Here is a 14353-nt window from a genome sequence, read left to right on the forward strand (position 1 = left end):
AAAAACCAAATATGATGGATACTATAAAGAATGTAGAATATGGCCTAGAAAAGATTTTTGAAGGAGCACAAGACTTTCTTCCTTTGTTAGGTACAGATTATATAGAATTTTATGTAGGTAATGCGAAGCAATCTGCTCACTATTATAAAACTGCTTTTGGTTTTCAATCTTTTGCCTATAAAGGATTAGAAACCGGAAGTAAGGAAACAACCTCTTATGTATTAATACAAGATAAGATTAGACTTGTTTTAACTACACCTTTAAACTCTAATTCGCCCATCAACCAACATTTAGTTAAGCATGGAGATGGTGTAAAAGTAGTGGCGCTATGGGTAGAAGACGCCAGAAAATCATGGGAAGAAACTACTAGTAGAGGAGCAAAATCTTTTATGGAACCTACCGTAGAGCAAGATGAACATGGAGAAGTAGTGAGAGCAGGGATTCATACCTACGGGGATGTAGTACATATTTTTGTAGAACGTAAAAACTATAAAGGTTTATTTCTACCAGGTTTTGAGAAATGGGAGTCTGATTATAACCCTAGTAATGTGGGGTTTAAGTTTGTAGACCATATGGTAGGTAACGTTGGTTGGGGAGAGATGAATCAATGGGTTCAATGGTACGAAGATGTTATGGGCTTTGTAAACTTTCTATCTTTTGATGATAAACAGATTCATACAGAATACTCAGCTCTTATGAGTAAAGTAATGAGTAATGGAAATGGTAGAATAAAATTTCCTATTAATGAGCCAGCAGAAGGAAATAAAAAATCTCAAATAGAAGAATATCTAGATTTTTATGAAGGTCCAGGCGTTCAGCACATTGCTGTAGCTACAGATGATATTATTACTACGGTAAAAGAGCTTAGAGCTAGAGGAGTGGAGTTTTTATCTGCACCACCAAGAGCCTATTATGAAGAAATTCCTAAGCGACTAGGTTCTCATATGGAAATGATGAAAGAAGATATTGCTGATTTAGAAAAACTAGCTATTCTAGTAGATGCTGATGAAGAAGGTTACTTACTTCAAATTTTCACCAAACCAGTGGTAGACAGACCAACTTTATTTTTTGAGATTATTCAGCGTATGGGAGCCAAAGGTTTTGGAGCTGGGAATTTTAAGGCTTTGTTTGAATCTATAGAGAGAGAGCAAGAACGTAGGGGTACTTTATAAACCATTAAAAGCAAAGCTAATGAAGCATTTAAAATCATGGGTTGAAGTTCCTGATAACTCTGACTTTACAATTTATAATATTCCTTTTGGAGTGTTTAAAACACTGGAAATCACACCAAGGTTAGGTGCTGCTATTGGTAATTATGTTTTAGACCTAGCATATTTAGCTGACCATGATTATTTTTCTATGATATCTCCTCTTAATAAAAAGGTGTTTCATTCAAAGTATCTTAATGAGTTTATGGCATTAGGAAAGCCAATAACAAATGCTGTTAGATTAGCTATCATAGATTTACTATCAGAAAGTAATCCTAAGTTACAAGAGCATACGTTAGATAGAAAGCAAGCTTTAATACCAATAGAGCAGGTTACCATGTTGCTACCCATTGATGTAAAGAATTATACAGATTTTTATTCATCTAAAGAACATGCTACTAATGTAGGAGTCATGTTTAGAGACCCAGAAAATGCACTATTACCAAACTGGAGTTACATTCCTATAGGGTATCACGGCCGAGCCTCCTCAGTTATCCCTTCAGGTACCATGATTCAACGTCCAAAAGGACAAATAATACCACAGGGGGAAAATGAGCCGATATTAGCGCCCACAAAAGCTTTGGATTTTGAATTGGAGATGGGCTTTATCACAGGAAAATCTAACATGCTAGGTACATCTATACAAATGGAAGACGCTGAAGATTATATTTTCGGTATGGTATTACTAAACGATTGGTCTGCAAGAGACATTCAAAAATGGGAATATGTGCCATTGGGTCCATTCTTAGGGAAAAACTTTGCTACTTCTATTTCCCCGTGGGTGGTTACTATGGAAGCATTAGAACCTTTTAGAACCGCTGGTCCAATACAGATTCCTGAGGCATTACCCTATTTAGCATACTCAGAAAACAAGAATTATGATATTCATTTAAGTGTTGACCTTAAAACTGAATGCTCCAACAAGAAAACTATTTGTAATACTAATTTTAAATATATGTATTGGAATATGTGTCAGCAATTAGTGCATCATACTATTAATGGGTGTAACATACAGGTAGGAGACTTATATGGTTCTGGTACTATTAGTGGTAAGGATTCAGGATCTTATGGCTCAATGTTAGAATTAAGTTGGAATACTACTAAACCTATAGCACTTGGAAATGGAATAACTAGAACTTTCCTAGAAGATGGAGATACTATAATAATGAAAGGATATGCTGAGAAAGATACTATTAGAGTAGGCTTTGGAGAAGTAAACACCACTATTTTACCAACAAATTAAATACTAACTATTGTGATAAGTTTAGATATAAAAGATTTAAGTCTGCAAGAAGTTCAATACTATTTGCAAAATGCTGTAGCACCACGTCCTATTGCATTGGCTAGTACTGTAAATAACAAAGGAGAAATTAATTTGAGTCCTTTTAGTTATTTTAATTGTTTCAGTGCTAACCCACCCATATTAGTATTTGCACCATTAAGAAGGGTTAGAGACAATACCACAAAGGATACTCTTGAATATATTAAAGAAGTAGGAGAAGTAGTTGTCAATACTGTTGATTATAATATAGTGGATCAAATGTCACTTTCTAGTACAGAATATGAAACAGGTATCAACGAATTCATTAAATCTGGATTAACACCAGGAGATTCAAAAAAGATCAAACCTCCATATGTAGCAGAATCTCCGGTTGCTTTTGAGTGTGTAGTTAATGATATTATAGAATTAGGAGATGGTGGTGGAGCAGGGAATTTAATTATAGCAGAAGTAGTTTATATTCACTTAAATGATAAAATAGCTACTGAGGATTCTAAAATAGATTTAGATAAACTTGATTTAGTAGCTAGAATGGGAGGAAATTGGTATTGCCGTACTACGGAACGTTTTGAAATACCAAAACCATTGAGAAATAAAGGTATAGGGGTAGACGCTATACCCGATGAAATTCGCTTTAGTGAGGTGTTAACGGGTAATGATTTAGGTAGACTTGGAAATATAGAACGTTTGCCAACTACAGAAGAGATTCAAAATTTTTCAGAAACTATTGCAATGCAAAATTTGAATTCAGGTATTACAAATCCTGATTTAAAAAAAATAGAGTTACATAGGTTGGCTCAAAAATATTTAGCCGAAATGAAAATTGAGGAGGCATGGAAAACCCTTTTACAAACCAAATCTTAAAACCAAAACAGTAGATGGAACCAAATACATTAGTAGAGATAGAGAGTAATGAGATTATAGACCGTTTACCAAAACATTTAAAACAGTTTGTAAAACCTCAGAGCTACGAAGATTATACCCCTATAAACCAGGCAGTATGGCGCTATGTCATGCGCAAAAATGCTAATTATTTGGCTAAAGTAGCACATTCATCATATCTGGAAGGCTTACAGAAAACCGGCGTTGAAATAGAGCGAATACCTAATTTATATGGTATGAACCGTATATTGAAAGAAATAGGATGGGCAGCGGTAGCAGTTGATGGTTTTATACCACCCAATGCTTTTATGGAATTTCAAGCTTATAAAGTTTTGGTCATAGCATCTGATATAAGACAGTTAGAAAATATTGAATATACACCATCACCAGATATAATCCATGAATCAGCAGGGCATGCACCAATTATAGCCAATCCTGATTATGCTGAATATTTAAGAAGACTAGGGGCCATTGGTGCCAAAGCTATACTCTCTAAATATGATATGGACTTATATGAGGCAGTACGCAAACTTTCTATCTTAAAGGAAGCAGAGGGAACGCCACAAAACCAAATAGAAGAAGCAGAAAAAGAAGTTGCTATTTTACAAGAACAGGAAACTTCATTTTCTGAAATGGCAGCAATTAGAAATTTACAGTGGTGGACCGTAGAGTACGGTTTAATAGGAACATTAGAAGATCCTAAAATTTACGGTGCAGGTTTACTTTCTTCAATAGGAGAAAGTAAATGGTGCATGAGTAATCAAGTAAAAAAAATACCTTATTCTCTTAAAGCAGCAGCACAAAAATTTGATATAACAAAACCACAACCACAATTATATATAACACCAGATTTTGCTTTTTTGACTGAAGTATTAGAAGAATTTGCCGACACATTGAGTTTACGAAAAGGAGGAACCCAAGGCTTAAAGAAATTAGTAGATTCAGGTATGGTTGGAACGATAGAACTTAGTAATGGATTGCAGGTATCTGGTTGTTTCACAAAGATGTTGACTGATGAAACTAATGAAGCAATTTTTTATAAAACTAATGGCCCCACTAGTTTAGCGTATAGAGATAAAGAGCTTATAGGACATGGGATCCATACTCATGCACATGGTTTTAGTGCTCCTTTAGGCAATGTGACTAATTTTGGTATTCCCCTTGAAGATTTGAAACCTAATGATTTAAGAAAGTATCAGATTCAAAAAGGTAAACATATAGTTTTAGAGTTTGAGAGTGGTATTGTTGTATCGGGAATTTACATTACTAATATCAGAAATGTAAAAGGAAAACTAATGCTTATTCAGTTTGATGAATGCACGGTAACCTACAAAAATGAAACATTATATTTACCTGAATATGGTATTTTTGATATGGCAGTAGGTAGCTCTATTACTTCAGCGTTTGCTGGGGCAGCTGATCATATGTCTTTCCCTAATCTATATGCACCATCAGAAATACTTACTATAAAACCAAAGAAATCTGAAACTTCTCAACGTTTAGAAAAGTTATATGAACTTATTAGAATTACTAGAGAGCAGCAGAATGTAAATCAGAATGTTTTAAGTGAAATATTTGACTCTGTTAAAGAAAATTACCCTAATGAATGGTTATTATTTCTAGAAATTTTAGAAATAGCTTCAGAACATAATTTATCAAATAAAATTTTAGAACATTTAGATTTTCTAAAACAAAAAAATGCCAAATTAAATTTACTCATAACCGATGGTATTCAGTTAATTGAAAACGATAAACAAATTTTCACGTAAAAATAATTTATGTTTTTTGATTTATGACATTAATAAAATCATTGCTTAATTTTTGATATTTAAAAATTATATAGTAAACTTATTGATTATTATTAATTTTTATCCCGGAACCCCAAGTGAAATTTTTTAAATATTTTTTCCTTTTATTTAGCATTTCATTTTCTTTAATAAATGCTCAAGAAGTGAGTATCAAACATCTTGATATTAATTCCGGGCTATCAAATAATTCTGTTGTCCCCATTTTTCAAGATGACGAAGATTATATGTGGTTTGGTACTTATGATGGACTTAATAAATATGATGGGTATAATTTTAAGGTTTATAGAAATAAAATAGGTGATAGTACTTCATTAACTGGTAATACCATCTATTGTATTGCACAAGATAATAACCATGATATATGGGTTGGTGGTGTAAAAGGTGCAAGTAAACTAAATAAAAATACAGAAGAGTTTAGCAGATTATCTTACTATGATGTAGCACTTGGGAAAGCTTTTCCTATTACCGGAGAAGTTCATCAAATTCAAAAAATAGCCAATGGTAATATATTATTAGGCTCACAAAGATTCGGGTTACTACTTTTTAAACCAGGAGAACTAATTGGCTCACAAATACCAATAAACGTTAACGGAGAGAAGCATTATAATTATAATGCTTTAGCCATTGAATACAACAATCAAATAAATACTTGCTGGGTATCCATTAAAAATAGGGGTATATATACTATTGACTGTAAAACACTGACCCTTTCTGAAAAATATATGAAGTTTAAACAAACTATTTGTATGTTTTTTGATGAAATTACGGATACATTATGGATAGGTACAGAAGAAGGTCTTTTTAATATTAATCTGAAAAACGAAAACGTCTCTGGAAATTTTTTATCCAAAAGAGTACACGTAACAAAAATTATAAAAGATAAAGAACAGAAATTCTGGGTTACTACTGATGGATTAGGTGTTTTTACATCAACAATTCTTAATAACAAATTTGCAATAATCCCTTATTCTTTAGATAATCATCAACCTCTTAGTTCTAGTAACTCTTTTTTCAGTGTTTATGAAGATCATCAAGGTAATATTTGGTTTGGTACATTGAGAGCCGGCCTAAGTTTATTAGGTAAAAAACCATTACATTTTAAACATATTTTAGTTCCTAAAGAATCTGATGGCTCTTCATCTGATAATTTTATATTATCCTTTTCAGAGGCAAAAAATGAAGGTTTATGGATAGGAACTGATGGTGCGGGATTAAAGTATTGGAATAGAAGTAAAAATACATTTACTAACGTATTTGACGAAACCAATGATGCCAGCTTAAAAAATAGTTTTGTAACTGGAATAACCAAGGGTGAAGGAGATGATTTGTGGATTTCAACCTGGTATACAGGCATTATTTATTTAAACACCAAAACTAAAAACGTTAAACGTTATGAATGCTTTAATCTACATACAAATCAAATAGAAAAGAATGTTTGGTTTATTTTTAAAGATCATAGCAACAGACTTTGGGCAAGCACTACAAATGAAGGTACGCTGTATCTTTATAACAAAATAGAAGATAAATTTGAGGTTTTTCATAAAGATATCACTAATCTACAAAGTATAGAACAAACAAGTGATGGTAAGCTTTGGGCTGGTAATTACAACACCCTTTTTAAAATAGATATTGATGCGGTTACTTATCAAAGTTATGACCTAGGTTATCCTATAAGATCTATAAAGGAGGACCATGAGCAAAATTTATGGATTGGCACACAAGAGGGTGGGTTATTACTATTTGACCAAAATACGGGTTCTTATGAAAGATTTACGAAGGCCGATGGTTTACCAGGCAATAATATCTTAAGGATTCTAGAGGATAATAATCATAACTTATGGTTAAGTACATATAATGGATTGACCAAATTCAATAAGAAAGATATTTTTAGGAATTTTTCGGTATCCGATGGTTTACAAAGTAATCAGTTTAGCTTTAATGCGGCACTAAAATTATCAGATGGTGCAATGGTATTTGGAGGTATTAATGGTTTCAATATTTTTAATCCTAATGATATTGTAGAGCAACAATCTAAAAAAGAATTAAGGCTTAACGAAATCTGGTTAAATAATAAACCACTACATAATGTAAGTGAGTATATCACTACTTCCGATTATAATGGACTAAAAAAATTAAAGTTGCCATACTATCAAACAGCACTTTCATTAGAATTTGTATCCATAGAATTTTGGCACCCAGATAAACTACAATATGCCTATAAGCTTGAAGGATGGGATGAAAACTGGAATGTTATTGATAATATACGTAGAGCAAATTATAGTAAACTTCTAGATGGTGATTACGTTTTTAAAGTGAAGATAAAAGATGATAACGGAACTTGGGGAAAGCCTGTTACGCTAGCTACAATCAAAGTACTTCCGCCATGGTATAGAACTTGGTGGGCTTATTTATTATATATAATCTTTACTATTGGAGTTGTTTATATAGGAATAACCTACAGTAAGAATAAGGTACAGATGAAACATAACGTTGAATTAGCCAAATTAGAAAGTAAGAAGGAAAAAGAGCTGGCTACTCAACAAAGAGAAATGTTTACCTATATCTCACATGAATTTAGAACTCCACTTTCTTTAATTATAGATCCTATAAAACAAATAGTTGATAAAGATATAGGTACAGATAAAACGGATAATGAGGAAGGACTAAAGGTAGCTTACAGAAATGCCAAACGATTACTGAGTTTAGTAAATCAGTTTTTAGTTTTTAGAAAAGCTGAAAGCAACGCAATAGATTTAAAAATTGCCTTTTTTGATTTAAAATTATTGTGTGCTGAAGTATACGAGTGTTTTGTAAATCTTGCAGAAGAACAACAAATTGACTTTAAACTTATTTTACCCGAAACAGAAACAAAAGTATATGCAGATTATGAACGTATTGAAATTGCACTTTTCAACTTATTATCTAATGCGTTTAAGCATACTCCAAAAAATGGAAATATCAACTTAGAAATTCAAACTAATAATGATGTAGTTAAAATTTTTATAAGTGATACTGGTTGTGGTATAAGTGCAGAAGATTTGCCCTATATATTTGATAAGTTTAAAAGAGTAAAGACCAATTCTCATACTAAAAGTGGCTTTGGCATAGGCTTGTTTGTAGTAGACCATTTTATAAAAAAACATAAAGGCTCAATAAATTGCAAAAGTATAGTAGGAGAGGGTACCACATTTACAATAACCTTAAAATTAGATAAGGATCATTTTGGGGATATCAATATTTTAGAAAACATACCAACTCACACAGAGTTAGCACAAGAACTATTAATAAGCGACACTACAGACACCAAAGTAGCTAAAGAAATTAATGAAAAACTCAACTTTAAAAAAGAGTTTATTTCTGAAAAACGATCGGTACTCATAGTTGAAGATGATACAGAAATGAGAGAATACTTAATTAGCCTGTTTAAAACAGATTATATTGTATACAATGCTATTAATGGAATAGATGGGTATGACCAAATATTAAAGTATAATCCAGATATTGTTATAAGCGATATTGCTATGGAAGGCTTAAACGGTGTAGAGTTATGTAGTAAATTAAAAGAAAACGAAAATTTGAATCATATTCCAATTATTCTTTTAACTGCTACATCTAGTCCTGAAATACAATTACAAAGTATTTCTAATGGAGCAGATGATTATATAACCAAACCTTTTGATAGTTCTATCTTAAAAGCTAAGGTTGAGCGTTTACTCATAAGCAGAAATGAATTAAGAAAATACTTCTTAGAAAATATAACGCAAAAAGAAGACTATAAAGTACCAGCAGAATTTAAAGACTTTTTGATAAAATGCAATCAAATTATTGAAGCCAACTTAAGCAATAAAGACTTTAATCTTAAAATGTTAGCGCAAGATATGGGAATGAGTCATAGAAGTCTTTATGATAAAATTAAACAAATCACAGGATTAACACTTAATGCATATATTAGAAATGTTAGAATTAGACATGCAGCATTTTTAATGCTGACCGAAAACAAAACAATTGCTCAAATTGGATCATTAGTTGGTCTAGAAGATCAAAAGTATTTTAGACAGCAGTTTGTAAAGATATATGAAATGACACCTTCTGAATATATCAAACGATATAAAGATGCTTTTCATAAGAATCTAAATATTATATCCAAAAAAAATAATTAAATCTATAGCCGTATAAGAAATATAGGTGAAGTTTTGAGTTTCTATACGATTGTTAGAAATATATATTTTTATAACTTCTTTTTTAAAATATACTCAAAATAACAGTTCAAAAATCACTTATTTTCAATTTACCCCCTGTTTATTTTCAAATTTACCCCCATACTATTATTCATTTCATCACTTAATTTGCATATAGAAATCATTAACTATAACGTTGGAGTGTTAAAATATTAACAGATTTCAATTAGTTATGATTTCTAAAATAAATGAGTGCAATTTGAGAACCTATATCTACATGACAGCTTTTAAATATTTATTCTTTGGGATACTTACACTTCAAATAATTGGGTGTAATGAAGATTCAATAAATGACATTGAAGTGGATGCTAATCTTCCTGAACAAATGGAAGCTACAAATCCTATTGCGGAAAATACATCCAATGTGAAAGGGGTTAATTGGGCAGATGCTCGAGATAATTTCGTTGACACCTGGCTGGTGTTGTCAGGTTTAAATGTTTCTGATGATCTTGCAGATGTCACGTCTAAAACGGAAATTATTATTTCTAGTCTTCAAGATAAAGGCATCAATATGGTAAGATTACCTGTTAACCCTGCCACAGTACTTCAAAATTGGTGGCCACAACATTCAACAACTATAAGTACTTCAGCTGCCTTGGGTATGAATGTTATAATTGCTTATTGGGAAGGAGATTCTTCTAAAGATGGTAAAGTTGATAACTTGACTAGTTTTTACTCCATGTGGGACACTCTTATTACCAAGTATGTAGGTAATGAAAATGTGTATTTTGAAATTATGAATGAACCACACGGCTATAGTGAAGAAGAACTAAAAACAATATATGCTGATTGGATAGCTCATTATCCTGATGTACCGCTAAATCGTATTGTGTTAGATGGAGTAGGTTATGCCACAGGAGTAAATGAAATAGGTTCAGATTCAAGATTTTCAAATTGTTTATTATCCTTTCATTACTACACTTGGTTTAATAATTCTTATCAAACAACTGCAGATTGGGAATTGCCCATAAAAAATCTACAGTTCCCAGAAAGAACCATTATGACTGAGTTTGGAGTACCTATGACTACAGGTAAAGATTATAGTACACCGCCAAATAATGATGTAGAGATTAATTATTTACAAGGTATTACCAGCATGTTACAAGAAATGGAGATAGGAAGTATTTACTGGCCTGGTATTAGAACCAATGATTCCTACAGTATGTTTACATATACTAACAATCAATTGTTGAATACAAATGAAACCGGATTAGATAGATTATATGTAGCATGGAATATGCTAGCAATGCCTCATTATTATCCATCATTTAATGCAAATACACACTTCAAAATAACCAATAGAAATAGCGGTAAAGTGATAGACGTAAACGGAGGAAGTACTACTAATGGAGGTTCAATTATACAATGGGATTATTCAGGTGGTGATAATCAATTATGGAGTTTTACCATAGACCAAAATAACAGCTTTACTATCAGTAATAAAAACAGCAACAAAGTTTTAGATGTTAATAACGCTTCTACGGAAGCAGGAGCAGGAATAATTCAATGGGAAAGTTCACAATCTGATAATCAAAAGTGGATTGTTGAAAACATAGGATTTGGATATTCTAAAATCATTAATAAAAACAGTGGTTTGTCCTTAGATGTTAACGGTGGAGCTACCAATAATGGGGGAGATATCATTCAATGGTATTGGAATAATGGACAAAACCAACAATGGGAGATAAGTTCTCCTTAACTCAGAGCTAAAACGTTGTAAAACACAAATAAGTAACCAGTCAAATTTTAATCATTATAGAACAAATAATTTATGTATGAACTAATTCAATTTTTTAACTATGAATAAATTAACCAAATATTTAAGAGTTGATAGAAAGGGAAGTAACAAGATGTTCCCTTCACTATTAATGTATTTTACCATATTGCTTGGGTTTTCTGCACCCGCACTGTATGGTCAACAAACAATCACAGGTACCGTTATTTCAAAAACAGATGATTTTCCATTAATGGGAGCATCAGTAATGGAAAAAGGTACTTCCAATGGTACAGTTACCGATATGGATGGTAACTTTTCAATGCAAATTTCTAATAGTGATGCTGTTTTAGTATTTACTTATATAGGATTCATAACACAAGAAATACCTGCCAATGGAGAAACAACTTTTACTGTTTATTTGGAAGAAGATTTGTCTCAATTAGATGAAGTTGTAGTTGTTGGGTATGGTGCAAAAAAGAAAGCGACCTTAGTAGGATCTGTTTCCAATGTTGGAGGAGAGGAAATCACAAAGAGTCCACAAGCAAACGTATCTAACGCCTTTGCAGGTAGAGTATCTGGTGTTATCGCTACTAACAGATCTGGAGAACCAGGATATGACGGCTCTAACATTTCTATTAGAGGTTTAGGTACTACAGGAAACAATGATGTATTAGTCGTGGTAGATGGTGTACCAGGTCAGATAGGTGGTTTAAACCGCTTAAACCCTCAAGAAATTGAAAGTATAACGGTTTTGAAGGATGCGTCTGCTGCAATTTATGGTAGTAGAGCTGCAAATGGGGTTATATTAGTAACAACCAAAAAAGGTAAAAAAGGAGGCAAAGTAACCGTAAACTATACGTTTGACCAAGGTTTCTCTTCTCCTACAAGATTACCAGATATGGCTGATGCTGCTACATATGCTCAAATTCGTAACGAAATAGCATATTATAATAATACTAGTGACGGATTAAATCAAGTATATTCAGATGCAGAAATTCAAATGTTTAGAGATGGTTCAGATCCTCTAAATTATGCTAATACGAATTGGGCAGATGAAGTACTTAAAAAAGTAGCTTTACAAAGTCAACATAATCTTAATGTTTCAGGTGGTTCAGAAAACACTAATTATTTCTTCTCTTTAGGAATGTTAAACCAAGAAGGTTTATATGAAAAAGGAGCTACTGAGTATAAGCAATATAACGTAAGAACCAATATTGATTCTCAAATTACAGAGCGTTTAAAAATCGGAGTTTCTTTATCAGGAAGAAAAGAAGATAGAATGTATCCTGTAGCTAGTGCAGGAAATATTTTCCGTTCTATTTACAGAGCTTATCCAACGGTTGCAGCTTATTATCCTAATGGGTTACCTTCAACAGGTATTGAAAATAGTAACCCTGCCATTGAAGCTACAAATATGGGAGGTAATACAGAAAATCCAAGATATGTATTCAATGGTATTTTAAGAGGTAGCTATGATATTCCTTTTGTTGATGGACTTTCTGTAGACGGTTTCTTTTCAGCTGATATTAGCCAAAATTCAAGTAGAACATTTGCTAAGCCATATGTTTTATATAATTATTTATCAGCTTCTGATACTTATGATCCTATAGTAGTTGGAGGAGGAGCTAACCAAATGCCAACGTTGTCAGAAGAACAATACAACCAATCTATGACAGTAGGAAACTTTAAAATTAACTATAAAAATGATTTTGATTTACACCATTTAGATGCCTTCGTTGGTATTGAGCAAAGTAAATATAAAACTCATACGTTTGGTGCTTCAAGAATTCATTTCCCAACCGCAGAAACACCTGAATTATCTCAGGGTGGAGCAGCGGCTACCGATAAAGATAACTGGGGAAGTAGTTATAATTTTACTAGAATAAGTTATTTAAGTAGAATTGCTTATGATTTTGATGAGCAATACCTACTAGAATTACAGATGAGAGTTGATGGGTCATCTAATTTCCCTAAAGGAAGTAGATATGGATTTTTCCCATCTATATCAGCAGGTTATGTGTTTACTAAGAGTGATTGGTTTAAAGATGCCGTTCCTTTTATCAACGATTTAAAATTAAGAGCTTCATGGGGGCAATTAGGTAATGATAATACTGGACAATTCCAATTCTTTGACAACTATGTATTCAACAATAGATATGTTACTGGTGATGTTGTTACTACTGGTATAGATTTAGTTAAACTTGCAAACCAAAATATTACATGGGAAGTAGCTACCAAAACAGACATTGGTATTAATGCTAGATGGTTAGATGGTTTTACTACTGAATTGATTTATTTCCAACAAAATAGAACCGATATTTTAACTACCAGAAATGCTTCTATCCCTGGAACAACTGGTATTGTAAATGGCTACGATCAAGACCCTTTAGTACCTGCAGAAAATATTGGTGAAGTAAAAAGTAATGGTTTTGAAGCTACGTTAGGATATAGAACTGCTGGAGAAGACTTTAATTGGGGTGTTACAGGAAATTTCACGTATGCAAAAAATGAAATCGTATTTATTGATGAAGCATCTGGAACTTTAGATTACCAAAGACAAACAGGTAATTCTATGAATACTTATTTATTATATAACGCAATAGGAATATTTAGAAGTGAAGAAGAATTAAATAGCTACCCTCACGTACCAGGAGCCATGGTAGGAGATTTAATCTATGAAGATTATAACAATGACGGAGAGATTACTGCTGACGATATGGTTCGAACAGATTATGGTAACATTCCTAGAATGACTTTTGGTTTAGTGTTAGACGCTGATTATAAAAACTTTGATTTATCAGTAGTTTTCTCAGGGCAAGCACAAGTAAGACAGTATGTATTGCCTGAGTCTGGTACTGTAGGTAACTTCTATAGTAGTTGGGCAGATAACAGATGGAGTCCTACAAACCCTAACGGGTCTTATCCTAGAGTTAGTGAACGTGCCTCTTCTGCAATTAGTGGTGGTTTATATAGAAATAACTTTTGGTTAAACAATGCTGCTTTTGTTAGATTAAAAAATATTCAATTAGGCTATAATGTTCCTAAAAAGGCATTAGAAAAATTTGGTGTATCAGGATTAAGATTATATGCTAGTGCATTTAACTTATTTACACTTACAGAAGTAAAAGATTATGACCCTGAAGGTAATAGTGAAAGTGGACAATTTTATCCACAACAAAAAATTATTAACCTAGGTTTTAATGTTCAATTTTAAGAATCTT

General features: G+C 32.4%; 7 protein-coding genes. All 7 read left to right on the top strand.

Translation table 11 applies throughout. The features are described from left to right. Positions 1-11 precede the first annotated feature (11 nt). The 7 genes from hppD (at position 12) to Y10_RS09405 (ending at position 14346) form a co-directional block, all read left to right on the top strand. Positions 12-1172, top strand: a complete 1161-nt coding sequence (gene hppD / locus Y10_RS09375; RefSeq protein WP_281765123.1) for a 4-hydroxyphenylpyruvate dioxygenase — start codon at positions 12-14, stop codon at positions 1170-1172. A gap of 19 nt (positions 1173-1191) precedes the next feature. Beyond that, complete coding sequence (gene fahA / locus Y10_RS09380; RefSeq protein WP_281765124.1) at positions 1192-2451, top strand: fumarylacetoacetase; 1260 nt, start codon at positions 1192-1194, stop codon at positions 2449-2451. A 12-nt stretch (positions 2452-2463) separates the two neighbouring features. Next, positions 2464-3351 (top strand): flavin reductase family protein, encoded by an 888-nt coding sequence (locus Y10_RS09385; protein ID WP_281765125.1) that lies wholly within the window; start codon positions 2464-2466, stop codon positions 3349-3351. A 14-nt stretch (positions 3352-3365) separates the two neighbouring features. Continuing rightward, positions 3366-5138, top strand: coding sequence for an aromatic amino acid hydroxylase (locus Y10_RS09390; RefSeq protein WP_281765126.1), 1773 nt, complete (start codon positions 3366-3368; stop codon positions 5136-5138). 182 nt (positions 5139-5320) lie between these two features. Further along, a complete protein-coding gene (locus Y10_RS09395; RefSeq protein WP_281765127.1) occupies positions 5321-9337 on the top strand; it encodes a hybrid sensor histidine kinase/response regulator transcription factor in 4017 nt (1338 codons plus the stop codon). A 295-nt stretch (positions 9338-9632) separates the two neighbouring features. Beyond that, positions 9633-11114, top strand: a complete 1482-nt coding sequence (locus Y10_RS09400; protein WP_281765128.1) for an RICIN domain-containing protein — start codon at positions 9633-9635, stop codon at positions 11112-11114. Between the two features lie 100 nt (positions 11115-11214). Continuing rightward, a complete protein-coding gene (locus Y10_RS09405) occupies positions 11215-14346 on the top strand; it encodes a SusC/RagA family TonB-linked outer membrane protein (RefSeq protein WP_281765129.1) in 3132 nt (1043 codons plus the stop codon). The last annotated feature ends 7 nt before the right edge of the window (positions 14347-14353 follow it).

The sequence above is a fragment of the Neptunitalea lumnitzerae genome, assembly GCF_027924185.1.
Lineage (GTDB): Bacteria > Bacteroidota > Bacteroidia > Flavobacteriales > Flavobacteriaceae > Neptunitalea > Neptunitalea lumnitzerae.

Excerpts from the sequence above, each read along its gene's own strand:
- hppD (WP_281765123.1), top strand. The coding sequence starts at position 12 with ATGATGGATACTATAAAGAATGTAGAATATGGCCTAGAAAAGATTTTT.
- fahA (WP_281765124.1), top strand. The coding sequence starts at position 1,192 with ATGAAGCATTTAAAATCATGGGTTGAAGTTCCTGATAACTCTGACTTT.
- Y10_RS09390 (WP_281765126.1), top strand. The coding sequence starts at position 3,366 with ATGGAACCAAATACATTAGTAGAGATAGAGAGTAATGAGATTATAGAC.
- Y10_RS09400 (WP_281765128.1), top strand. The coding sequence starts at position 9,633 with ATGACAGCTTTTAAATATTTATTCTTTGGGATACTTACACTTCAAATA.
- Y10_RS09405 (WP_281765129.1), top strand. The coding sequence starts at position 11,215 with ATGAATAAATTAACCAAATATTTAAGAGTTGATAGAAAGGGAAGTAAC.